Annotated in this window: 22 protein-coding genes and 1 pseudogene; 11 read left to right on the top strand and 12 right to left on the bottom strand. The window is 43.5% G+C overall.

Going from position 1 to position 22804, the window contains the following annotated elements:
- Window positions 1-18: 18 nt before the first annotated feature.
- Window positions 19-960, top strand: coding sequence for a radical SAM/SPASM domain-containing protein (locus tag WHS38_00800; GenBank protein MEJ5299510.1), 942 nt, complete (start codon window positions 19-21; stop codon window positions 958-960).
- A 113-nt stretch (window positions 961-1073) separates the two neighbouring features.
- Here the strand turns inward: WHS38_00800 and WHS38_00795 are convergent, their stop codons facing one another.
- The 5 genes and pseudogenes from WHS38_00795 to WHS38_00775 all read right to left on the bottom strand — a co-directional run bounded on the left by WHS38_00795 (window position 1074) and on the right by WHS38_00775 (window position 8864).
- Window positions 1074-1919, bottom strand: a complete 846-nt coding sequence (locus WHS38_00795; GenBank protein ID MEJ5299509.1) for an FAD/NAD(P)-binding protein — start codon at window positions 1917-1919, stop codon at window positions 1074-1076.
- A gap of 37 nt (window positions 1920-1956) precedes the next feature.
- Window positions 1957-3015: a 4Fe-4S dicluster domain-containing protein gene (locus WHS38_00790; GenBank protein ID MEJ5299508.1), complete on the bottom strand. Its 1059-nt coding sequence runs from the start codon at window positions 3013-3015 to the stop codon at window positions 1957-1959.
- Window positions 3016-3042: 27 nt separating this feature from the next.
- Window positions 3043-3996, bottom strand: a complete 954-nt coding sequence (locus tag WHS38_00785) for a 4Fe-4S dicluster domain-containing protein (GenBank protein ID MEJ5299507.1) — start codon at window positions 3994-3996, stop codon at window positions 3043-3045.
- Window positions 3997-4428, bottom strand: a complete 432-nt coding sequence (locus WHS38_00780) for a hydrogenase iron-sulfur subunit (GenBank protein ID MEJ5299506.1) — start codon at window positions 4426-4428, stop codon at window positions 3997-3999.
- Window positions 4429-4445: 17 nt separating this feature from the next.
- Window positions 4446-8864 (bottom strand): annotated as a pseudogene (locus WHS38_00775) (NAD(P)-binding protein).
- A 294-nt stretch (window positions 8865-9158) separates the two neighbouring features.
- Here WHS38_00775 and WHS38_00770 point away from each other — a divergent pair.
- Both WHS38_00770 and WHS38_00765 read left to right on the top strand, forming a co-directional pair.
- Window positions 9159-9944: an ABC transporter ATP-binding protein gene (locus tag WHS38_00770; protein MEJ5299505.1), complete on the top strand. Its 786-nt coding sequence runs from the start codon at window positions 9159-9161 to the stop codon at window positions 9942-9944.
- The gene (locus WHS38_00765) at window positions 9908-11134 is read left to right on the top strand and encodes a SufD family Fe-S cluster assembly protein (GenBank protein MEJ5299504.1); all 1227 of its coding nucleotides are present in this window, start codon (window positions 9908-9910) and stop codon (window positions 11132-11134) included. The genes WHS38_00770 and WHS38_00765 overlap by 37 nt, the downstream gene beginning before the upstream one ends.
- Window positions 11135-11213: 79 nt before the next feature.
- Here WHS38_00765 and cysQ read toward each other — a convergent pair whose 3' ends face one another.
- Complete coding sequence (cysQ, locus tag WHS38_00760) at window positions 11214-12050, bottom strand: 3'(2'),5'-bisphosphate nucleotidase CysQ (GenBank protein MEJ5299503.1); 837 nt, start codon at window positions 12048-12050, stop codon at window positions 11214-11216.
- A gap of 160 nt (window positions 12051-12210) precedes the next feature.
- Here cysQ and WHS38_00755 point away from each other — a divergent pair, with 160 nt between their 5' ends.
- A complete protein-coding gene (locus tag WHS38_00755; GenBank protein MEJ5299502.1) occupies window positions 12211-12543 on the top strand; it encodes a hypothetical protein in 333 nt (110 codons plus the stop codon).
- A 14-nt stretch (window positions 12544-12557) separates the two neighbouring features.
- Here WHS38_00755 and WHS38_00750 read toward each other — a convergent pair whose 3' ends face one another.
- The 5 genes from WHS38_00750 to speD all read right to left on the bottom strand — a co-directional run bounded on the left by WHS38_00750 (window position 12558) and on the right by speD (window position 16493).
- Window positions 12558-13256, bottom strand: a complete 699-nt coding sequence (locus WHS38_00750) for a tetratricopeptide repeat protein (protein MEJ5299501.1) — start codon at window positions 13254-13256, stop codon at window positions 12558-12560.
- A gap of 546 nt (window positions 13257-13802) precedes the next feature.
- Window positions 13803-14741: an RluA family pseudouridine synthase gene (locus tag WHS38_00745; protein ID MEJ5299500.1), complete on the bottom strand. Its 939-nt coding sequence runs from the start codon at window positions 14739-14741 to the stop codon at window positions 13803-13805.
- A gap of 30 nt (window positions 14742-14771) precedes the next feature.
- Window positions 14772-15137, bottom strand: a complete 366-nt coding sequence (locus WHS38_00740; GenBank protein ID MEJ5299499.1) for a zinc ribbon domain-containing protein — start codon at window positions 15135-15137, stop codon at window positions 14772-14774.
- Window positions 15138-15171: 34 nt separating this feature from the next.
- Window positions 15172-16116, bottom strand: coding sequence for a polyamine aminopropyltransferase (speE, locus tag WHS38_00735; GenBank protein MEJ5299498.1), 945 nt, complete (start codon window positions 16114-16116; stop codon window positions 15172-15174).
- Window positions 16113-16493, bottom strand: coding sequence for an adenosylmethionine decarboxylase (gene speD, locus WHS38_00730; protein MEJ5299497.1), 381 nt, complete (start codon window positions 16491-16493; stop codon window positions 16113-16115). The genes speE and speD overlap by 4 nt, the downstream gene beginning before the upstream one ends.
- A gap of 304 nt (window positions 16494-16797) precedes the next feature.
- Here speD and WHS38_00725 point away from each other — a divergent pair, with 304 nt between their 5' ends.
- A complete protein-coding gene (locus WHS38_00725) occupies window positions 16798-17475 on the top strand; it encodes a rhomboid family intramembrane serine protease (protein MEJ5299496.1) in 678 nt (225 codons plus the stop codon).
- A gap of 455 nt (window positions 17476-17930) precedes the next feature.
- Here the strand turns inward: WHS38_00725 and WHS38_00720 are convergent, their stop codons facing one another.
- Entirely contained in the window at window positions 17931-19085 is a 1155-nt protein-coding gene (locus WHS38_00720; protein ID MEJ5299495.1) for a radical SAM protein, read from the bottom strand.
- 118 nt (window positions 19086-19203) lie between these two features.
- On the opposite strand from WHS38_00720, the gene WHS38_00715 reads away from it, so the two are divergent.
- The 6 genes from WHS38_00715 to WHS38_00690 all read left to right on the top strand — a co-directional run bounded on the left by WHS38_00715 (window position 19204) and on the right by WHS38_00690 (window position 22772).
- Window positions 19204-19530, top strand: a complete 327-nt coding sequence (locus WHS38_00715) for a recombinase family protein (protein ID MEJ5299494.1) — start codon at window positions 19204-19206, stop codon at window positions 19528-19530.
- 25 nt (window positions 19531-19555) lie between these two features.
- Window positions 19556-20167 carry a hypothetical protein gene (locus WHS38_00710; protein MEJ5299493.1) on the top strand — a complete coding sequence of 204 codons (612 nt, stop codon included), beginning with the start codon at window positions 19556-19558 and terminating at the stop codon, window positions 20165-20167.
- Window positions 20168-20415: 248 nt separating this feature from the next.
- Window positions 20416-20910: a tRNA (cytidine(34)-2'-O)-methyltransferase gene (locus tag WHS38_00705; protein ID MEJ5299492.1), complete on the top strand. Its 495-nt coding sequence runs from the start codon at window positions 20416-20418 to the stop codon at window positions 20908-20910.
- A 356-nt stretch (window positions 20911-21266) separates the two neighbouring features.
- Window positions 21267-21776, top strand: a complete 510-nt coding sequence (locus tag WHS38_00700; GenBank protein ID MEJ5299491.1) for a hypothetical protein — start codon at window positions 21267-21269, stop codon at window positions 21774-21776.
- The gene (gene rfaE2, locus WHS38_00695; protein ID MEJ5299490.1) at window positions 21736-22251 is read left to right on the top strand and encodes a D-glycero-beta-D-manno-heptose 1-phosphate adenylyltransferase; all 516 of its coding nucleotides are present in this window, start codon (window positions 21736-21738) and stop codon (window positions 22249-22251) included. Before WHS38_00700 ends, rfaE2 begins: the two co-directional genes overlap by 41 nt.
- A 110-nt stretch (window positions 22252-22361) precedes the next feature.
- On the top strand, window positions 22362-22772 hold the full coding sequence (locus tag WHS38_00690; GenBank protein MEJ5299489.1) for a hypothetical protein: 411 nt from the start codon (window positions 22362-22364) through the stop codon (window positions 22770-22772).
- The last annotated feature ends 32 nt before the right edge of the window (window positions 22773-22804 follow it).

Here is a 22804-nt window from a genome sequence, read left to right as displayed (position 1 = left end):
TTCTGTAGGAGACCTAAAATGAAAATCAGCTATTACCTTGAAGATAAGCCCATTGGATGGGTTGAAAAAGCCAGGCGTTTTATTTTTGAAAGAAAACTCCCCATGTGGGATTTTCCAAGAAACATTCAGATTCAGACTATCGCAGCCTGTAACGCTCACTGTATCTTTTGCCCTCACGGTAAGACCAATAATCCTCTCACCAGAGGTTCTATGGATTGGGATCTTTATAGAACCATCATTGACGAAATAACAAAATACAGAGTCTTCAGAATAAGCCCATACCTTATGAATGAACCTCTTCTCGACAAAGAAATTGGGGAAAGGATCAGATATATCTCATCCCGAAAGCGCTTCCCCACCTATACAAAAATTAACACCAATGCAAGCCTTCTCACGGAAGAAATGTCTCGAGACTTGCTGGATTCAGGACTAGACGTGCTTACCTGTAGTGTGCACGGCATCGTTAAAGAAAAATACGAACAAACCATGGTAGGTCTAAAACTTGAGGAAGTTCTTGAAAAAATTGACCGGTTCTTAGAATTAAAGAAAAAGTTCCGGAAGAAAAAGCCAGAACTTAGGATAACCATGATAAGAACAAAGCTCATAGAACCAGATATAGAGAAAATCAAAGAATACTGGAAAAAGAGAAATGTTCGAGTAGCCATTCGTCCTATGAGCAACCGCGCTCATGAGAGTATCTCTTCACTTTCTATCAATGCTCGCCCGCTTATGCCCTTTACCTGGTATCACAGGCTCTTTGAGCAAATTTACATAAACGTTAAGGGACAGCTTCTTATTTGCTGTAACGATTGGGAACAGACAACTGTTCTGGGAGATTTAACCAAACAATCCATCTACGAAGCCTGGCGCGGGGAACCTTATATGGAAGTAAGAAGAAGGTTCTTAAGAGGGCAAGTCAAAGGCATGCTCTGCGAAAACTGTTTAATGCAACCAGAATGACGGTTACCCATCTGAGACGCTCGGCATATTTTTCTTCCGTATTGTCTGTAACAAAAAAGGCACCATAAAGATGGTGCCTTTTTTGTTATTAAATATCACATTAACGCCCTTTTTTAATACTCATTCGGCAGGTGTGAAAGCTGTTCAAAGGTAAAAACGGGTCCGTCTTTGCAAACATATTCGGTGCCAATGTTGCATCGTCCACACATTCCGATCCCGCATTTCATCCTCATTTCAAGGCTTGTAATGATGCGATCCGGAGCAAATCCTAGTTCTCTCAAGACGGGAAGCGTAAACTTGATCATAATTGGCGGACCGCACACGATAGCATAGGCATTCTCAGAACTGGGGGCTTTTTCTTTGGTAATAGCAGGCACAAATCCGACATTATATTTCCAGTTAGGATCGTTAGTGGCATCAACCGTTATGTGCATTACAATATCGTCTCGACGTTCCCAGTCAAAAAGTTCTTCCTTGTAAAGAAGAAGTCCGGGATTTCTGGCACCGTAGATAACAGTAATATTGCCAAACTTGGGGCGGTTTGCAGGATCAAGCATATAAACAATGGATGACCGTAAAGTAGTAAAAGCAAAGCCTCCACCGATAATCACAACATTACTGCCCTCAAGTTTATCCCAGGGATACCAATTCCCCAAAGGACCTCTAACTCCGATGATGTCCCCTGGTTTCATGTTGTGAAGATAGGTTGTTACCTTCCCTGCCTTGTTTACTGTAAATTTTAAGTATCCTTTCTCAGTAGGAGAACTGGCAATCCCGATAGGGATTTCTCCCTGTCCCGGCACAGAAATTTCGGCAAACTGCCCGGGGAGATATTGAAAAGCCGCCTCATCCTCCGGATTAAGAAACTTAAAATGAAATGTTCTAAGGTTACGGTCATCGGTTTCAACGATGATCTCATCAATCTTTACCGGATAGGGTTTATATGGATTTTTCACCATCTTTCCTCCATGCTACCGACTGTATGACAGAGCTGGCTCACAGAGCACACTGACAATGTGACACCATGAGCCGCATGACTTCGCGAATGTCTATGTTTACAGGGCAAAATTGCACACATCGCCCGCAACCAACGCAAGCTACACCGTCACGATATTTATCTACGTAATATTTAAGCTTATGCATGAAACGTTGCCTGACTCGCTGAAGCTTCTGAGACCTGGGATTGTGCCCCGACGCATGCAGTGTAAAAAGTGGGAACATACAGGAATCCCACAACCGAACTCGGCAACCTCGCTCTTTAAACACCTCATCCTGAATGTCAAAACACCAGCAAGTTGGACAGAGAAATGTGCAGGTGCCGCAGTTTATACAGGAAAACTGCACATCTTCCCAAAAGGGCGCATTAAAAATGTCAAGAAGTGGTCTCGTAGCGACAGCTTTTTCATCCCACAGACGAGGCATTACCGATCTTGAATCTGCCATTTTATCTTGAAGGGCTCTTTCCTCCGATCCTGATAAAGCTCTGGCTCCCAAAGGCTCGTTACGCAACAATTCTTTACCCCGCTCGGATACAAACGATACGGCAAAGCCTCCATCAACATTAACAACCAATATGTCCAATCCCCTGGTATCAAAGGGATCCGACCCAACGGAAGAGCAAAAACAGGTTGAACAGGGCTCTGTGCAACCGTAACCTATTAAAATAGTCTCTTCCCTACGTTTGACCCACCAGGGATCCTGATACTGAGGTGTAATGAAATTTTTATCCATTAGCTTCATGGCATAGGCATCACAGGGACGTATGCCGACGATAATTCGAGGACCAAAATCCTTTGGAGCTTCTTTAAGAATTGCTTTTTCGGGATCGTCAGGATCCATGGAAAAAACGAACATCTTTTCGGCGGGAGGCATAAAGAGAGCCTTGGGAGAAAGCCGAGTATTCCTGTAATTCCAGTCTATCTCTTTCGGATCCTGAAGCAACTTGAACTCGTGATAACTTCCCGTCCATACGGGTCCGTATAGACGATGGGTTTTACTAAACTTACGAAGCCATTCGGTCAAACCTTCCTGAGTCAACCTTATTAGCCTGCTCATTGACACATCCTTTTCGCTGCTCTTTGTTTACTTAATGAACTCCTGAGGATCATCAGGACGATAAGCATCAAGGGGCGGTCGTTCTCCAAGTTTCACCCCTGCTTCATAACCGTAAAGTTCTTTTACATCCTTTTCCAGCTTCTTGGTAAACATTCTAACCTTGATACCCATGGGGCATGCTCGTTCGCAAGATCCGCAGTCAGTGCATCTTCCAGCCATGTGAAAAGCTCTAAGCAGATGGAACGTCAGGGTATCCGTTGGATCTATAGTTTTTCCTAGCCACTGCGGCTTAGATTCATCAACAAAACACTGCGGACAATAACAGAAGGGACAGGCATTCCGGCAGGCGTAACATCGTATGCATGATTCCACAAGCTTCTGGAAATGTTCCCATCTTTTATCAGACGGCAAAGCTTCGATGGCTCGAATATCTTCATACCGATCCACTTCCTGTTCAGGCACCATTTCCCCAATCAACTCATCATACAGAACAGGATTTCGATGAGTGCAAATAGCACAATTATCCTGAAGGTATTGGTTACGATCGAGTTCCAGAGAGAATCCCTTCCCTGCTACCGTTATAATACCGTCTTTTTCATGAACATCCGTAACATCTCGCCCACGATCTCCCACGGCATCCCATACTTTTCTTCTATCGAGCATTCCTTTGCAAGGGACACCGATGATGTAAAGCTGATCCCGGGAGATCTGGTTTTCCATCATCAGCACCACAATACTTCGGCTATCACATCCCTTTGCAACAACCCCTACCTTACCCTGAAATTTTGGGAGGTAATTGGCAAGGTTAACTCCACACCAGCTATCCCAGTAGAGTTGGGACACTTGCTCTGGATGCTTTATAAAAACCGGATTATTAACCATAGGGATGGTGCCTTTACGAAAGCCTATAACCCCATCCACAACCTTATCCTGAAGAAGTCTTGCTGCTATTTCTTGGATTTTCTCAGTGTATTCGTACATTCACTCTACCTCGACTTCTCTTTTTACCAGATACCGTGCCGGACCCACACTTTTCACAGCCTCTACAACTTCTTCCGCCACCTTTGCAAATTTCGTCGCTTCAGCGGACGAAATCCACGAAAAGTGGAGCCTTTCAGGTTCTATCCCAACATACTCAAGAAATTTCTTAAAAAGCACGAACTTGCGTCGAGCATAGTAATTTCCTTCGATGTAATGACAATCACCGGGATGACATCCGGAAACCCAGACTCCATCCGCTCCTCTCCGAAGGGATGCAAGGATGAACTTGGGGTTTATTCGCCCAGAACAGGGCACTCTAACAATGCGGATATAGGGCGGCTGCTTAAGGCGGCTTACGCCCGCAAGGTCCGCCGCTCCATAGGAACACCAGTTACACAGCAAAGCTATAATTTTAGGTTCCCAATCGGTCATGTTTGCACTCCATTGCTTTAAGCTGCTTCAATCATTGCGAAAATCTGAGCATCATCAAATCCCATAAGCCGTATTGCTCCCGAGCGGCACGAAGCTGTACACAAACCACAGCCCTTACAGAGAGCCGGATTGATTTCCGCCTTGCCTTTCTCGTTAAATCTAGGAGCCGAGTAAGGACAGATATTAACGCAGGTGCCACAGGAGCTACAGAGCATCTGATCAACCTGAGCCACCGTGCCGCTGAAAGTCATGGTTTTCTTCGCAAGGATGGTAACGGCTCTAGCCGCAGCCGCTTTCGCCTGAGCAATGCTTTCATCAATCGGCTTAGGATAATGAGCCAACCCGCAGAGGAAGACCCCATCCGTTGCAAAATCTACGGGTCTCAATTTGGCGTGAGCCTCCATAAAGAAGCCATCTTCGTTGACAGGCACCTTGAAAAACTGCGCTATAGCATCATTGTCACGAGGAATAATAGCTGATGCCAGAACAACGAGGTCAGAATCTATTACAATGGGACGCTTAAGTATATGATCTATAACTTCCACCTTAAGCTTTCCATCTTCAGACCACACTTTAGGCTTATTTTCCAGATCGAACCTGATGAAAATAATACCCTGGCGGCGAGCTTCAAGATAGAGCTTTTCTCGTTCACCGTAGCTTCTCATGTCGCGATAGAGAATGTAAATATCAGCATCGGGATTAAGTCGCTTGAGTTCCAGAGCGCTTTCAAGGGAGTGAGTGCAGCAGAGCCTGCTACAGTACGGTCTTGACGGTTCTCTAGAACCAACACACTGGATAAAAACTGCAGAACCGATTCCATTAAGCCGAGCATCATGAGACAGAAAGAGTTGATCAAGTTCAAGATGGGTCATGATGCGAGAATCAGCACCATAACCATATTCCTGCGGCTTAAATTCTTCCGCACCCGTTGCAATAATAGCTACTCCATGCTTGATTTCGCTTTCTCCCGCAGGACCTTTAACAACCGTGGTAAAGTTTCCTACAAATCCATCAACCTTGAAAATCTCAGATGAAATGTAGAGTGATATATTGGGATGAGTTTGCACAGTTTCGACAAGTTCAGAAACATAACTCTGTATCTCTTCACCCGTCCAGGTCTTGTAAAGCCCCAGAGCCTGACCTCCAAGGCGATCCGATTTCTCAACAAGATGCACTCGATAACCCTGATCGGCGAGAGCGAGAGCGGCACTCATGCCCGAAACACCTCCGCCCACCACCAGAGCTTCCTGATTTATTGGAAGTTCTGGTTCTGTAAGAGGCTGCATGAGAGCGACTTTATAAACAGCCATCCGCACAAGATCCTTAGCCTTTTCCGTAGCTTCTTTCTTATCAAGATGCACCCAGGAATCGTGGTTTCTGATGTTAGCCATTTCAAAAAGATATTTATTCAAGCCAGCATCTTCTAAAGTTTCCTGGAAGAGAGGTTCATGAGTTCTCGGTGTGCAAGCTGCCACAACCACTCGATTGAGGCGATATTCCTTTATAGCCTGCTTCATGAGTTCTTGAGTGTCTTGCGAACAGGTGTAGAGATTGTTAGCCACATATTCCACAAAGGGTAGCGTCTTGGTATATTCTTTTACCGCTTGAATATCAACCATTCCAGCAATGTTGATACCGCAGTGGCAAATAAATACGCCAATTCTTGGGGGCTCATTCAAGACGTTGATCTGAGGTGGCTTGACCTTCTCACGCGCTAGCGTGCCTCGAGCCTCGTGAAGCAAACTTCCAGCTTCAGCAGCCGCAGCACTTGCCTCCATTACCGACTGAGGAATATCCTTCGGACTCTGGAAAGCTCCACAAACATAAATTCCCTTTCGATTGGTCTCTACGGGCTTAAAGGAGCTCCCTCTACAGAAGCCATATTCATCTAGATTTACCCCAAGGCGTTGAGCTAAATCCTTGAGGCTATCCGAAATTTCTAGTCCAACGGACAAGATGACCAGATCGAAAGTTTCCTGAGTAATCTCACCGTCCTCGTTCACATAGGTAATACTAAGATCATCAGAGCCAGGTATGGGATCGATACTGTGAACTCTTGAGCGAACAAAGCGAACTCCCTGATCTTTTTCCGCCTTGATGTAGAATCGCTCAAAATCTTTGCCGTGAGTTCTCATGTCCATGAAGAAGATAGTGGTTTCAAGATCCTTTCCTGCATGCTCCTTCGCGATAACAGCTTGTTTTATGGCATACATGCAGCATACGGCAGAACAGTAAGGATGATCGCAATGATTGATATCTCGGGAACCCACACATTGTAGCCAGGCTATTTTTTTCGGTTCCTTATGATCTGACGGTCTTACAAGATGCCCCATTGTGGGACCTGAAGCCGAAAGAATCCGCTCAAATTGAAGAGACGTAAGCACATTGGGATGTTTTGCAAAAGCATAGGTTTCATATACTGTTGGGTCAAAGGCTTTGAATCCTGGCGCAAGAATAACAGCTCCCACATCAATGGTTTTTTCTACAGGTTGATCATCGTGCTTTACGGCATTAGCCTGACAGGCTTCAACGCACTGATAACATTCGGAACAGATGCCACAGCTAAGGCATCGGTTAGCTTCACGACGAACCTGATCCTCTGCAAAACCAAGTTGAACTTCCTTAAAACTACCCCGACGTTCTTCGACACTAAGTCGAGGCATCCGCTCTCGAGGAGCCTTTTCGTAGCCTTCAAGAGGCACATCTTCTACGGCTTTTTTCTCTTTTTCTCGACCTTCTCTTAGATCCAAACCCTTCAAAAATCGGTCTATAGACCTGGCGGCACGTTTACCGGCTGCGATAGCTTCCACGACGGTGCGAGGACCTGTAACAGCATCGCCTCCTGCGAATATATCGGGTTCGGAGGACTGAAGCGTTAGAGAATCAACTTCCATTGTCCCCCATCGCGAGATCTTACAATCACCTGCCGATTCAATACATATCCAATCTGTCTCCTGACCAATTGCCGCAACGACGGAATCGACTTCGATTGTAAACTCAGAGCCGGGAACGGGTTGAGGTCGCCGTCTTCCACTTTCATCGGGCTCCCCAAGTTCCATTTTAATGCATTCAAGAGCTTTCACTCGCCCATTTTCGCCTATGATTCTAACTGGCGCCGTGAGAGTGATAATCTCTATACCTTCCTCGTGACATTCTTCAATTTCTTCCTCGTTAGCAGGCATTTCTTCGATACTTCTTCTGTAAACTATGAAGGGCTTTTCGGCACCAAGTCGCCATGCAGTTCGAACAACATCCATTGCCACATTGCCGCCACCAATCACAGCTACTCGATTACCCAGATTGACCTGCTTACCAAGGTTGATGTCACAAAGGAGTTCAACTCCAGCATAGACACCTTCAAGATCTTCACCCTCTATACCAAGCTTCTTTGACTTATGAGAACCAACCGCTATAAAGAAAGCCTTATAACCCTGCTTTCTCAGGTCACTGATGGTTATGTCCTTTCCGATTTCAACTCCTGTGCGAAATTCTACTCCCATCTGGCGGATAACATCAATTTCAGCTTCCAGGATATCTTTGGGAAGTCTGTAAGGTGGGATACCAACGGCGAGCATACCTCCCAGCACAGGGAGTTTTTCAAATACCGTAACCTGATATCCTTCCTGAGCAAGATAATAGGCGCAAGTGAGTCCTGCAGGTCCCGAACCTATGATAGCAACCTTCTCTTCACGTTTTTCTTTGATCTCAGGTATGTAGCGCGTTTCAGCCTTCAGATCCAGATCAGCAATAAAACGCTTAATGAAATCAATTGCTATTGGCTCATCGAGCTTTCCTCTCGTACAAGCTGATTCACAGGGATGATGACAGACTCGCCCACAAATAGCGGGAAGAGGATTTTCTTCTTTTATGAGCTTAAGGGCTTCGAAATATTTTCCTTCGGCAGCAAGAGCCACATAGCCCTGGACGGAAATATCAGCCGGGCAGGCGACCTTACAGGGCGCCATTCCGCGTTTTTCTATAGCAAAAGCTGCCGGGATAGCTTGAGGATAACGGCGATAGGCTGCCTTCCTCTGGCTCAAGCCCTCGTCATATTCATTTGGACACCGTATAGGACATACCGTTTCACACTGCCCACAGCCTGTGCATTTTGAAAGATCTATAAACCTCGGTTTTTGAGAAACAGTTACTTTGAACCTTCCTGGCTCTCCCTCAATACTCTTTACTTCAGAAAGAGTAAGAAGCTCTATGTTTAGATGCCGGCCGACCTCGACCAGCTTGGGGGAGATAATTCACATTGCACAATCGTTCGTTGGGAATGTCTTATCTAACTGAGACATTACGCCGCCAATACACGGCTCTTTTTCAACCATATATACGTAATAGCCGGACTCAGCTAAATCGAGCGCTGCCTGCATGCCAGCTATACCGCCCCCAACAACCATAACCGAACCATGGATTGCTTCAGACATGACCCCCTCCGCTGTAGCAAGTTCCTTCGTTCACAATGTAGATCCTAAAAAAATCCTTTCGAGATATAATCCCCCTTTAGTTTTCCGTCAAGTCAAAACAGCATAGATCTTCAAAATGGCTAAACTTTTTTTGGGCTTGTTATACATGGGTTTAATAGCGGGAAGAAATGCATCTTTCAGTTAATTGCAAATCAAAATTATTTTTCTCCGCTTTTCACAAAATTCGGCTTGCTTTATGGAGGGTTAGAGTTTAGTTTAAACCCGCTCGTCGAACATAATCAGCAGTAAGGAGTATCATCGATGTTACTTATCGAAGATCTTCAGGTAGAGTTAGCGGGAAGAATAATCCTCCGGCACATAGACATGGAGATCAAGCCGGGGGAGACACATGTGCTTTTCGGCCCCAACGGATCGGGAAAAACCTCTCTTCTTATGACTATTATGGGGTATCCACAATACAAAGTGCTTGGCGGCAGGATTATATTCAAAGGGGTTGACATCACTAACCTGCCTATAAACGAAAGAGCAAAGCTAGGAATTGGGATGTCCTTCCAGAGACCTCCAACCATAAGGGGACTCAAGACCAAACAGATGGTCAAAATCTGTGCCGGAGAAAAGGAAAATGTGGACGTGGAAGCTCTGGCTCGAGCAGTAAACTTCCACAATTTTCTGGATCGAGATGTAAATGATGGCTTTTCTGGTGGAGAGATCAAGCGGTGTGAACTTCTCCAATTAATGGCTCAGGATCCCGATTTTATGTTGTTTGATGAACCTGAATCGGGCGTTGATCTAGAAAATATGGAACTTATTGGAAAAACTATAGCAAGACTCCTAGGGCAGTCCATCATCCCCAGATCGGAGAAAAGCCTCATTCAGCAGAAACGTGAACGGACAAAAATGGGGCTCATTATTACTCACACGGGCCATATTCTGGATTACGTCCATGCCACAAAAGGACAAGTGCTTTTTGATGGAGTTATGAGTTGTGTAGAAAATCCAAGAGAAATACTTAGATGCATAAGAGAAGTAGGATACGAGGAATGTGTGCGATGCATAATAGGGAACAATTCAGAGAAAAAGCACTAAAAGCAGTAGATAAGAAAGCAGCTTTTGGAGAAGACGTAGATCTAAACTCCTTCGAAAAATGGGTTGAACCGCCAGAAGTTCTAAGCTCCGAAGCAGTGTGTTCTCTTCCGGAAATAGAACGGGAACTGCTGGCGATGGCTGGTATTGATGTGACCGAGAAGGAGCGAGGTGGAACTTTTCTTCAGAAAAACACAGGAGTAGCTCACTGCAGTGTTAAGCAGGAAGGCGTTGAGGTTATTCCTCTTCGGTATGCTCTGGAACATTACGACTGGATATGGGACTATTATTGGAAAGTCGTCCAGGTAGATGCCGATAAATACACGTCCGCAGCGGAACTTGATCTCCACGATGGATATGTGATTCGAGCTCTTCCAGGCACAAAAACCATTTACCCCATTCAGGCTTGTATGTTCATGGACAAAGAAAATCTCCAACAAAACGTCCACAATATAATCATAGCTGAAGAAGGTTCAGAACTACATGTCATTACCGGCTGTGTGACATCCCACAGAATGAAGCGAGGAATTCACATTGGTATTTCTGAATTTTTTGTCAAGAAGAACGCTAAGCTTTCCTTCACTATGATTCATAACTGGGCGGAAGAAATGCACGTTCGTCCCAGGTCTGGTGCTATTGTAGAGGAAGGCGGGCTTTTCCTTAATAACTACGTGTGCATGAGACCTGTTCAATCCATACAGATGTATCCAACCACACATCTTGCAGGACCCAACGCTATTGCTAGGTTTTACAGCATTATTGTTGGTTCTCCAGGATCTATCTATGATATTGGCGGAAGAATTTTCTTAAACAATCCCGGAAACCGCGCAGAAATTGTATCTAGAGCAATTACAAACGGCGGGACTATCATAGCTAGAGGTCATCTCATCGGCAAATCACCTGAAATTAAAGCTCATCTTGAATGTCGAGGTCTTATCCTGAACGGTGGTATTATGCATGCTATTCCTGAACTGGAAGGTCATGTTGATGGTGTAGAAATGTCCCACGAAGCCGCGGTGGGTAAAATCGCTCAGGATGAAATATTCTACCTCATGGCTAGAGGTCTTAACGAAGAAGAAGCAACATCGACCATCGTTAGAGGCTTCCTCAATGTGGACATCCCCGGGCTTCCTCCTCAACTGAAAGCCGAAATAGACCGAGCTATAGAAGAAAGCAACAAGGACGTTATGTAGATTTCAAGGGAAATCCGACGAGCTATAAGGGCGCACCATCGTGCGCCCTTATATATTCTTCATCGATCGACATACAAGCTTATATAAGGGCTCTATCTTTGATCCATTTCCAGAAATCTGTGTTAATAAACCATTCTTTATCGCCTGTTACAATTAAAGGACCGTTTTTAAGAGAAGGCTTATTGTAAATGAGATCGTTGCCATCAAGATCGATCACGGCTCCACCTGCAGCTTCAACTACACTTTGCCCTGCCGCTGTGTCCCATTCCCAGGTTGGACCAAACCGAAGATAAAGGTCAATAGAACCATCGGCAACATAGCAAAATTTCAAGGCACTTCCGCAAACAACAGGTTCGCATGCTTCTTTGAAGGTTTCAAGAAAGGCTTTGGTGCGATCGTCCAAATGAAAACGACTTATTCCAACCTTTATTTTTCTTCCTTTTTCAGAAACTGGAGATGGATAAATAGGGATCTTTTCACCCTTTTCGTCGATTCTCCAGCTTCCTTTATCTCTGTAGCCCAAATATGTAAGTCTATAAACTGGCACATGGACGATACCGAACTGGCAAATACCCTTTTGAATCAGGGCTATATTAACCGTGAATTCATCTTGACGGTGAATAAATTCTTTCGTTCCGTCCAAAGGATCAACAAGCCAAAAAGTTTCCCAACTCTGGCGATCGCTATAGGGTTGAGATGCCGATTCTTCCGACACAACGGGAATATCAGGATATAAAGACCGCAGTGTTTCAATAATCATCTGATGCGAAGCAAGATCAGCGCTTGTAAGGGGTGATTTGTCTTCCTTTGAAAAGGTTTCAAAGCCCTTTTCGTAATGATAACATATAACATCCCCCACCCGACGGCATAAATCGAGCATTAATTCTTCTTTTATTTCCTTACCGCAGATTAACATCCTAGAGCTCCTTCGTAGAAGATGCATTGACCGCAAAGCAAATTTCATCTACAAACACATTGCTTTTCACAGGCTGAGAGAAATAGCATGTTATGGCAATATTCCGAAGAGTAAAGTGTAGTTAAGGGTAAAAATAAGCCAAAAATGAGGGAGATTTTCAATGAAACAATATATTATCGATCAACTTAGGGAATCTGACTACGACGAAATAAAACAATACCTGGATGATAATACTAAAATGTCAGCGATGGAAGGAATTTACTGGGTTGATTTACCCCAGGAACTTTACTCAAACATCCAGAAAGAACACATCCAGTGCCAACCTTTTTACTTTGCTGTAAATCTCAGCAGAAGATTTGTAGGATTCGAATTTCTCATAAGAAGTCACTCGGTTCTAAGGTGCTCTTGTATAGGCTACGCCACAAAAATCCAGCGGGACTTTATAATAGACTTTGCCGACTCAATACTTGACCGCTTGAGAATCAAGCTATAGAGTCCAACTCTAGATTAAGATTTGTTAGGAGAGTTTGAGACAGCTACCGATTTTCCGTTCATGTGCTCTCTTATAAGATCCTCTGGGGGAAAAAGCCCGTTTATTTTCAAAGCTTCCTGCCACGAAGCTTTTGCCTCATCTATTTTGCCTTTTGCTTCAAAAATGAGACCTTTTTTCCAGTAAATCTCGCGTTTCCATTCTTCAGGGGCAACTTTAACGAGTTCATCCAGGTATTTAAGGGCGTCGTCCAAATGCCCCTGTTCCATGTGAGCAATAGCAAGGTAACGCAAAAAGAAGGGCCTCATAGGATGAGTGGGTAACAAATTTTGAAGAGCTGCTTCAGCTTCCCGAGCTGCCTTGTCCCATCTGTTTTTCTCTATTTCTAAACGAACCAAATCCACTCTAACGAGAACTGAGAGAGGATGTCGATCGTAGTTTGACAAAAAAGCCGATACCATTTTTTCCCAGTTCTCTATGTCTTTGTCGGCTGTGGGAATATCTTTAACAATTAGATAATAGGCATAAGCCGCCTGCTCGTTTTGACTCTGAGTATATTTTCCATATCCCCAAAAGACAACGCCCACTATACAGATCAGTGCGACTATACAAATTGACCATCTATAGTTTTCTTTGATTTTGCGAATAATTTTTTCGATTAAGGTTTCCACCTCTTCAGGTTCTATAATTGGTTTTTTCTTAATCCTCGGCGCCATAATAGCTCCTTGAAGGTTTCACGATGTCATTTACACACCACATAGTCAGAGTCAAAAGCCACAACTTTCTAGCAGAGAACCCCCTGGTGAGTCAAATTGAATTGGAACGCTTGCAAAAAATTGAAGGTAGTGTTTCATTAATTGTGTCTGATTGACGATAGGGAAAGTTGTTCTTATGGAATTTCCCAGGTCACGATTCCAGCTTTGTGTGGTTCATGCTGTAGAGCGAGCTTTGAGAAAGGAGACCCTACCCCGGCCCTCCCCGTCAACGGGGAGGGAGAAGAAGTCCCCACGTTGATGGAAATAATGTGTAAGTCCCCCCGTTGACGGGGGGATTTAGGGGGGTTAACAGAGCGTCAAACCGGGAAGAAGAACCAGCGTTATTTTCAGAGCCAGAGGCCGTTTACAAAGAGATACAGCCAGAAAAGCTCATCATGGTTGCGAGTAACCATTTCCAAATCTAGAAAAGCTCTTCCCCTGCAGACACACTTGACTAAACACTATGAAATTGAACTTAGAAAGGTAGACAGAATGTTCGGGTAAAGGCTAGCGCTTGGACTTTTCAAATCTTTCGGTGGCATCACGAGCGGCACTATCGGAAAATTCCCCTAAAAAGAACTCGTCAGGAATCGGAGCCTTAATAGATAAAGATTTTCCCGTGTAGGGATGTCTTAATTCCATTTGCCATCCATGTAACATCAGTCTTGGCGCAGGAGGTCCATCATAAAGCCGATCTCCACACAACCGAAGTCCGCTTGCTAATAGATGAAGCCTGATTTGATGTGTTCGTCCTGTTATGGGTTCGGCGATGATTAAAAACTTAGAATCTTTTCTGTAGATAACAGCAAAGTTGGTCTTTGCCGGCTTGCCTTTTTCAGATTCATCCACCCAGCAATACTTACCATCTTTTTTAGAAAGAGGTTTGGTGCAAGTCCAGGCATTGTCAGGTGGTGTTCCTTCTGCCCAGAGGAGATAAATCTTTCTAACGTCATGAGAAGAAAAGATTTTTGAAAGCCTTCGGTTAACGCTTTTGTTAACAGAGAAAAGAAGCACTCCGCTTACTTCAGCATCCAGCCTGTTATGTATTGCCACGTAAGGATCGGGGTGTTCTCTTGAAAGAAAACGCTTAAGACCTCCAAACACATGATTGTAATCATCGTAAGGAACTTGGTGGGATGGAATAAAAGGTTCCTTGTTATAGGCCAAAATCCAGGCATCTCTATACAGAATACGATCAGGATTTATTTCGTAAAATTTTTTCGGTCCATAGGATGGTAGATAAAGCTCAACTTTGTCGTCAACAGCAAGTTTATAACCTGGATCTTGTGTTCTGATACCGTTTACATATACGCAGCCAAATTCTATAAGAGACTTCGAAAGCTCAATGTTTACAGAATAAACCTTTGACAGGAAGTCACCAAGAAAGGTGCTCGCTTCTTTTGGATTTACATACCATTTTAAGCGAGATTCTTTTAACGAGGACATATCTTATACCGGGTAAGTTCCAGAAAATCATCAAGATTCCCCATCGGGTGTGTTTTCTTCTGGTTCATCTTCTGAGCTATCTTCAGAAGCCTCTTCAACCAGAGCATCTATGTCGTCCGAATCCAATTCACCGCCCATTTCCTGTCCGATTGTTTTCATAAACCTTGCCACATCCCTGGGATTATTTTCGTCAAAATGCCCCCATCGTGAAGGATCGGCGAGGCGTTCAAGTCGTGTTTCTTCAGAAAGGCGCACTCTAACTCGCGAAACAAGTCTTGTTAGTTGAGTCCCCCCACAATTAGAACACACAAGGGGAGGAAGTTCTTCAGAAATTCGGAAAGTTATAAATTCGGTCTTTTTGCCACATGTAAGACAGCGATATTCATAGATCGGCATAGAATTTCTCCTCCATTTTACATGGAGGAACGGATCAACTTTCTAAAGGTGCCCGATGGTAAACGCCCTCAAAGGAGGGGTTTTCATCAGTAATGATATGCTTATCCTCTTCGTATGCTTCCTGAAGGTATGAAGGAAGTATAAAGAGCTTTCTGAACATCTCAGCCGTAAGATATCTCAAAGACATACCTGACTTGATAAAACGCTCGGCTGTATGTTCTGGAGTCCAATCTTCCTGAAGAGTTACAAAAATGTGGGAATCGGGTCGATGAAAACTGTGAAGACTATAGATATAGGGCTTCACTACAGGAAAAACTTCCTTTAACGTGTTCACAATACGAACGTGTAGAGTATGCTCCTGAGGACTGACCCCTTCTCCCTGGATGGTAACGCATCCCTGCGGCGTAAGCCTATTTCTTACGAGAGTGTAGAATTCTCGGGTAAACAAGAAAACTGCCGGACTGTCTTCCAGTGGATCACTGAGATCAATAATAACAACATCGAAGCTTTCGGTGCATTGCTCAACATAGGCTCTACCATCGCTTACAACAATTTCAACTCGAGGATCTTCAAAACTTCCTTGATGCCAGGTAGGAAGATACTTTTTGCAGACTTCTATCAGTTCCCCGTCTATATCTACAAGCACAGCTCGCTTTACGGTGGAGTGACGAAGGACTTCTCGAAGAGTCGCCCCCTCTCCTCCTCCAATAATAAGAACGCGCTCCGGCGCCGGATGTCCAAACATTGCCGGATGAACCAGTAGTTCATGATAAATAAACTCGTCCCTTTCAGAAGATTGTGCAACTCCATCCAGGAAAAGCATTCTTCCGTGGAGTCTCGTGTCAACTATATCTATCCTCTGATACTTTGAAACACCACACCATACCACCTGATCACACAGGTAGGAAATTGAATCGCCGTTCAGAGAAATCTCTCTAAACCACAAATAAGCACTTCCAAGATTATCGTGGCGTTTCATGGTTTATGCTTAAGCTCTCCTTCCGGCACATCCAGCGTTCCACGCTTCAATTCCATTATAGACATATTTTTGGCTTTAAAGGCCTTTTTCAGGAATTGAAGCGCAAGATCGGAATCAATTTGATCTCCACAGGTAAAAATGTCTAGAGCGCAATAACCGTATTCTGGCCAGGTATGGATAGAAAAATGAGACTCCGCAATAACCACTACTCCACTAACACCGTGGGGATTAAATTGGTGAAATACAGGTTTTATAATGGTTGCCTTGGAAACATTAACGGCTTCGACCAGGATGGCTTCCACCTGATCAACGTGTTCAATTAAATTCTTGTCGCAATCGTAAAGCTCTACTATCAGGTGTTTTCCCAGTGCTTTCATCTTTTTCTCTTCTTCCTCACGTCATACTTTTACCTTCAGTTAATGTTAATAAAACAAAAACCTCCACTTCATGTGGTGGGTACCTTATTCCCCTAAACCGCCATAAAAATGGAGGTGCAACCTCAAGACCGCCGACACTATACAAAAAAATTTCCGAAATGCAATAGAAAAATTCACATTTTTCAGTCGAAGAATGTAACTTTTTCCGGTTTCACTCACTTTTTCATGTTTTTTTTCCGTAAATGAGGTAATATCTTAACCTGAGACAACCACAAGGGTAAACCAGGTAAGAGGCAACAGGAACATGATCCCTATAAGAGACACTAACCCTTCCAGGGGAACTCCAATTGTCAATTACATTATTATTGCTATATGTGTCATTGTTTTCATCAACGAGTTAGCTCTGGGGCCAGCTTTAAGAAGATTTTTCATGCTTTACGGTATCGTGCCTGCACGTTATCTTCGCCCAGACATTGCCGTCCATTTCAACCTCACATCCCAACTTATTCCATTTTTTTCCTCAATGTTTATTCACGGCGGATGGCTTCATCTGATCGGTAACATGTGGACTCTCTACATATTCGGCGATAATGTTGAACACGCTCTTGGACATATTCGCTATTTAGTATTTTACATCCTGAGTGGCATCATTGCAGCGATTATCCATATTATAACAAACCCATTTTCAACCATTCCAACCGTAGGAGCCAGTGGAGCCATTGCAGGAGTAATGGGAGCTTATATGTTCCTGTATCCGAGAGCAAAAGTTCTGGCTCTTGTGCCGATATTTTTCTTTGTCACCTTTGTGGAACTTCCAGCCGTCATATTCATAGGACTCTGGTTTATCATTCAATTCTACAGCGGAGCTCTTTCTATTGTTAGTGGAGCTGGAGCCTACGGAGGCATAGCCTGGTGGGCTCATATTGGCGGATTCATCGGCGGAGTATTTTTGTTAAGAATTCTAAGGCCATCAAAGGGATAAGGGTGTTCGAAATTTTTTTACATGTAGGAGTGTCCTGGCAATAGGCTCACGGGTAAATGTAGGGGTGACGCATGCGTCGCCCCTACAACTCGGTGCACCCGGCGTGTGCGTGTTTCTGGAGGTGAAAGTCCTCTCGTGAGTTGATCACAGCGAGCAAAGCGCAGCTGCCATATTACTAATGGCCACAGGGAACCATAAAAAAATAAAATTTCGAATGCATTGGTCGCCGAGGACGGCGACCCTCCCAATATTTTACCGCCGTTTTGGGTCAAATTGACCACCCCTATCCCAATTCCGGTGAATCACTATATATTGGGCCGTTTTTAGCCTAAGCCCGGAAAGTTCTTTCAAGCTGAGTCTCATCCCCGCGTTTTCTATTGCTTGTATCACTTTGCCCCCTGTAAAGGAAGTCTTTGAACAGCTTCTCAAAGGGATAGGCAAAAAGCCTATCCACATCATATATGCTGAGTAGCCAACTCCCCGATAATGGATTCTATATCCTGTCCAAGCTCTTTCTCCAGTTCCTTACGAGCCTGTTCAAGACGAAACTTTACCATTGGATTTCTAATCTCGTTTAATGATCTGAGAGCTCCGCCGCGGCGACCAAGCCTGAAAAGAAGTTTATCCTCTGGAGAAAGAGCTAAATACTCATCAATTACAGCAAGCATCTTCGGTTTATCGTTGGGAAACTTACCTTCTACTTCCTCAAGAAGATTCCGAATATGATCGGAAGTAAGGGTGCTTTGAACATCTCCCATAGCTTCAATCATAGTTCTGATTTCATGCACCACTTCATCATCGGTTAAAGGCACAAATCGCCCAGATCGAACATCATCCCATAAAGGTCCAAACGGCGGAACTTGAAGAGTTCTTAAGCGAATGAAATCAGGATTGATTTCGGTCAACACTCGAGCAGTTTCTAAAGCGTGTTCTTCAGAGTAACCTTTCCCACCAAGTCCAGGCATAATATACTCCGAAAGAGTTATGCCTGCTGCTTTAACTTTTTGCCCTGCTTCAATGTGCTGGAGGGCTGTGGCTCCCTTTTTGACGTATTTAAGCACTCTATCACTTCCGCTTTCCATTCCAATATGGATTCTGTCCAGCCCAGCTTCCTTGAGTTCTATAAGCTCTTCCAGAGATTTTCTTGCTATAGTGCTACTTCTTCCATAGGACGTAACTCGACGCACTTCAGGAATTCTAGATCGCAAATAACGGATAGCTTTAGCTAGTTCGTCAGTTGACATAATCAGGCTATTCGCATCCTGTATAAAAACATTACCCGTGTTAAAAAGAAGCCATTGAGCAACATGGTAATAGGAATGGTTGGCTTTTCGATGCCTTGCAATTTCCTGAAGCACATAGGGAGTTACCTTCCCGCCTTCGCCAACCGACCAAGAAAGGCTCTTTACATCGTCAACAATTCTCACCACAACGTCAATATCCCGTTTGATTTCATCAAGGGAACGCCTACTAAAAGTCGTACCCTTGTAAACCGGACAAAAAGTGCATTTATTCCAGGGGCAGTTTCTGGTAAATCTAAGTAGCAAACTGGCTGCTTCGCTTGGCGGACGAATGGGACCCTGTTCAAAAAACCATTCTGAGTTGCGCATTTTTCATCCTCCCCGGAGAAATATCTTGTATGAAGATTTTCATTCATACATTATAAGGACTTGACAGAAAAGAACAACATCACGACCCGATTCTCAAAGAAACTGGAGGTTTACAAAGATGAGCAAAGACGAAAAAATCACAGCAGTTTATCTTATGGTTCGAAAATCTGAGCTTACACCGGAAGATGGAGATTCCTATGAGCGTCCTCTTCAGAAGCAACAAGAAACTATCGTAGAAACCATGAAAAATCGTTGGGGCATAGAGATAGATGAAAATGTTCATTTTTACAGAAGCAGAAGAGATCTTTTTATGGATGTGGAACGTCACAAAATCAAACGACTCATTGTTTATAGCCTTGACAGGTTGGGAAGCTCCAGAGATGAAATTGATGGAATACTTTTTGAGCTTGGAGCCGAAGGAATTGAGCTTTTAACCGTAGAATAAAAAATACGATTATGGAGAGCGAGGAATGGATTGGATTGTTACCCGACTTTCTTCGTCTGTTGAACTTTGGATAGCCTGGGCTGTATCGGTAGCTCTTGCTTCTGGAGTTCAAGGTATTGCTCAATATTTTTCGCTCATGATTCTGGTTCCTCCAGCAAAATTCAAAAAGGAGCCTGTGCCCCATCCATTTCAATTCCTGGATCCTTTCGCTCTCCCTATCTTTCTTATAACGGGCTGGGGATGGTCCAAGCCTTACAGCCCATCAGAAGACCAATTAGCAGACAACCGATTTTATAAATTGCTATATCACCTTGCTGCCCCTATCGGGAATCTTGCTCTGGCTGGCATAATTTCCACCTTATACACAAGTATTCTTCCATCTTCGGTCTTCCGATTAGCTATCACCATAAATTGCTACGTTGCGGTAGCGAATATGATGCTCCCGTTACCCCCTTTCAGCTTAGGAAGAGGACTGTTTATTCTTTTCGATCTATCAATCCCTAAAATCGTAGAATGGGTCATAAAAGCCGGTATAAGCTTAGGAGCCCTATGGGCTTTCGCCACAAATTCGAGCGTCTTTCCTTATAAATCTTTGCAAGCTTTGGGTGATAGCATACTTTATCTTCTTATTCGGTAAAATTTGTAGCTGTTTGAAAATTATCCTTTAATTGGGGGTTCTTTTAACGACCTACGTTTTGAGGACATTGGGACAAGATTGTTAAAATATAGCATCATTTATGGGCAACTGTGACGGTTATCATCGCGATATTTTTTCGAACGCCATCGCTAAAAGTCTGGATTTCCTATTCACTGATTCTTGCTTCTTATTATTTGCTGTGCTACTCAAAAAAAGAAAAATTCAAGAGCGGGTGAGGTTTCCTGTCCATGTATCAAGAAAGTGAAAAATTGAGAGTAGTTCTGTATCAACCCGAAATTCCTCAAAACACCGGAAACATTGCCAGGACATGCGCAGCAACTCGACTGCCTTTACATCTTATAGAACCATTGGGTTTCAAGCTTTCGGACCGATATCTCAAAAGGGCAGGACTTGATTATTGGCCTCACGTAAAGCTCTTTGTGCATCCGTCATTTGACGCATTTATAGAGGCGGTTAACCCATCACGATGTATTCTGTATTCTACTCGAGGAACAATAAGTTACGACGAAATTCTTTACCAGCCGGGAGATTGTTTAATTTTTGGGTCTGAAACCAGAGGGCTTCCAGAAGATCTTTTGTTCTCGGGAAAATACTCTGTCGCCTTTATTCCTATTGATAGAAGTCGAGTGCGAAGTCTAAACCTTTCAACCGCTGTTGGAATAGTTGCCTTCGAAGCTCTCAGGCAAATAAAAACCGTAACGGCTAAAGCCTTTTCAGCATAAAAACAGAAGTTTTTAATCTAACCAGATCAGGGCAAAAATCCATGAAGGATGGAAGCGAATTAAGGAAGGCAATGGAAGAAATATGTCCGGAATTGAAAGAACTAGGTTTTTATACGGTGATTCTCAAAAAACGAGATGGCTACTGAGTGGTTATATTTGAGAGCAAGGATTGCTCTAAAAAACACCCACCCTTAAGTTCATTCCAAATATCATCTGAAGACGTCCATCAGTGGTGTGAACCACTTAAACGGGCAGTTCAGGAAGCTAAACAATCTCTTCTAATAGGCAAGGCAGGAAAATCATTTTCCCGTCGTAGTGTAGGTTGTCGCATGCGATAGATAACAAGGAGAACAATATTGGCTGAGATCGAATGGAAAGGTATCATTTGGAGTTCTGCATACGGAAATTACTCCTACAAAGAGCTTCTTACAATACTCAAAGGTTTTGGATCCATGGAAATTATAGCCTTTGAGAAACCATGGATCTATCGCGGTATTGCGAGTATAGCCTTAAATCCTCAAGGCGGGAGAGATCTGACGCTGTATTACCTGGAAGCAATTGGTCCCAAAAGGCGAGGAACTGGACGCCAAGCACTAAAAGAGCTTAGAGAAATATTTAAAGGCAGTATTGTGGTGCAGGATCCGGGAGAAATTCTGTGTTCAGAATATTCCATTGTGGAAAGCCTGTTTTTCTGGATTAAGATGTTTCAAGAAGGATTAATTGACGAACTGGATAGCGATGAAGTATTGCTTAAACAAGGGATGACGGAAGAGGAACTTAAGAAAATAGAAGATATAGTCAGAATAAGGCTTCAAAAGATAAAAAATGAGAGAAAGAATATCCAGAGCCAGGGACAAAGTTCTTAGTGAAAAAGATCTTGGTTTTTTTTGTAAACTTTCCCGTTCCCGAAATCTAAGCATTGTCTTTACCAACGGTTGTTTCGATATTCTGCACATTGGACATCTTAGATACCTTGAAGCTGCAAAGGGAATGGGAGACATTCTTGTAGTGGCGGTAAATTCAGATGAATCGGTAAGACAAATAAAAGGACCTTCACGTCCTATTCTGCCGGAGTTTGCCCGAGCAGAAATGGTTGCAGGACTTCACTGCGTAGATGCTGTTACAATCTTTGATACACCTGATCCCTTACCACTTATAAAGCGCATCAAACCAGACATTTTGGTAAAAGGAGGCGATTGGGATCTAAATGCTATTGTAGGAAAAGACTTCGTGGAAAGTTATGGTGGAAGGGTGGTAACAGTGCCGATAACAAAGGGCTTCTCTACAACGGAAATAATCAACAAGATAAGATCTATGGACCAGTTAAATAATAATTCTTAAAACGCAAACATTTTTTGCTTGACCCTATTTGAAAAGGGGTTAGGATTAAAATTGTGATATTTATAACAAGATGATTCCTGTTTTCCCACCCATACAAGGAGGTATTTATTATGAAACGGCACGCAAAATATCGTTTGATGGTGGTTCGGAGAGAAATGATGTATGTTCATGACGAATTTGACCATTCGCTTACCCTGGTCGAAATGGAAGGAGAACCCATAGAATATCAACCAGGTATTGCTGGGAAGTTTGTATCAAGAAGATCCGTAACTTTTCATGATAGAATACGCGGAAACGGAAAAATGATGGGATACGCCATCACTACCTTTGAACACGGGGCAATCTACAGCAAATTTGAAGGTGAAAGAGACGCAAAAGAAGGGGTTACAAAAGGAACCTGGAAAATTTACAAAGGTCTTGGAAAGCTTTCTACTATAACAGGAAGCGGCACATTTATTGTCACAGCAGGAGAAAGAGATAGAGAATACATCATCACCATAGACGGTGACTACGAACTATAAAAATTAAAGTATCCCCCAGGATTTTATTACGA

This window comes from Thermodesulforhabdaceae bacterium (genome assembly GCA_037482015.1).
Lineage (GTDB): Bacteria > Desulfobacterota > Syntrophobacteria > Syntrophobacterales > Thermodesulforhabdaceae > JAOACS01.
This window is presented reverse-complemented; position numbering and strand designations above follow the sequence as displayed.

Excerpts from the sequence above, each read along its gene's own strand:
- WHS38_00800 (MEJ5299510.1), top strand. The coding sequence starts at position 19 with ATGAAAATCAGCTATTACCTTGAAGATAAGCCCATTGGATGGGTTGAA.
- WHS38_00795 (MEJ5299509.1), bottom strand. The coding sequence starts at position 1,919 with ATGGTGAAAAATCCATATAAACCCTATCCGGTAAAGATTGATGAGATC.
- WHS38_00790 (MEJ5299508.1), bottom strand. The coding sequence starts at position 3,015 with ATGAGCAGGCTAATAAGGTTGACTCAGGAAGGTTTGACCGAATGGCTT.
- WHS38_00785 (MEJ5299507.1), bottom strand. The coding sequence starts at position 3,996 with ATGTACGAATACACTGAGAAAATCCAAGAAATAGCAGCAAGACTTCTT.
- WHS38_00780 (MEJ5299506.1), bottom strand. The coding sequence starts at position 4,428 with ATGACCGATTGGGAACCTAAAATTATAGCTTTGCTGTGTAACTGGTGT.
- WHS38_00770 (MEJ5299505.1), top strand. The coding sequence starts at position 9,159 with ATGTTACTTATCGAAGATCTTCAGGTAGAGTTAGCGGGAAGAATAATC.
- WHS38_00765 (MEJ5299504.1), top strand. The coding sequence starts at position 9,908 with ATGCATAATAGGGAACAATTCAGAGAAAAAGCACTAAAAGCAGTAGAT.
- cysQ (MEJ5299503.1), bottom strand. The coding sequence starts at position 12,050 with ATGTTAATCTGCGGTAAGGAAATAAAAGAAGAATTAATGCTCGATTTA.
- WHS38_00755 (MEJ5299502.1), top strand. The coding sequence starts at position 12,211 with ATGAAACAATATATTATCGATCAACTTAGGGAATCTGACTACGACGAA.
- WHS38_00750 (MEJ5299501.1), bottom strand. The coding sequence starts at position 13,256 with ATGGCGCCGAGGATTAAGAAAAAACCAATTATAGAACCTGAAGAGGTG.
- WHS38_00745 (MEJ5299500.1), bottom strand. The coding sequence starts at position 14,741 with ATGTCCTCGTTAAAAGAATCTCGCTTAAAATGGTATGTAAATCCAAAA.
- WHS38_00740 (MEJ5299499.1), bottom strand. The coding sequence starts at position 15,137 with ATGCCGATCTATGAATATCGCTGTCTTACATGTGGCAAAAAGACCGAA.
- speE (MEJ5299498.1), bottom strand. The coding sequence starts at position 16,116 with ATGAAACGCCACGATAATCTTGGAAGTGCTTATTTGTGGTTTAGAGAG.
- speD (MEJ5299497.1), bottom strand. The coding sequence starts at position 16,493 with ATGAAAGCACTGGGAAAACACCTGATAGTAGAGCTTTACGATTGCGAC.
- WHS38_00725 (MEJ5299496.1), top strand. The coding sequence starts at position 16,798 with ATGATCCCTATAAGAGACACTAACCCTTCCAGGGGAACTCCAATTGTC.
- WHS38_00720 (MEJ5299495.1), bottom strand. The coding sequence starts at position 19,085 with ATGCGCAACTCAGAATGGTTTTTTGAACAGGGTCCCATTCGTCCGCCA.
- WHS38_00715 (MEJ5299494.1), top strand. The coding sequence starts at position 19,204 with ATGAGCAAAGACGAAAAAATCACAGCAGTTTATCTTATGGTTCGAAAA.
- WHS38_00710 (MEJ5299493.1), top strand. The coding sequence starts at position 19,556 with ATGGATTGGATTGTTACCCGACTTTCTTCGTCTGTTGAACTTTGGATA.
- WHS38_00705 (MEJ5299492.1), top strand. The coding sequence starts at position 20,416 with ATGTATCAAGAAAGTGAAAAATTGAGAGTAGTTCTGTATCAACCCGAA.
- rfaE2 (MEJ5299490.1), top strand. The coding sequence starts at position 21,736 with ATGAGAGAAAGAATATCCAGAGCCAGGGACAAAGTTCTTAGTGAAAAA.
- WHS38_00690 (MEJ5299489.1), top strand. The coding sequence starts at position 22,362 with ATGAAACGGCACGCAAAATATCGTTTGATGGTGGTTCGGAGAGAAATG.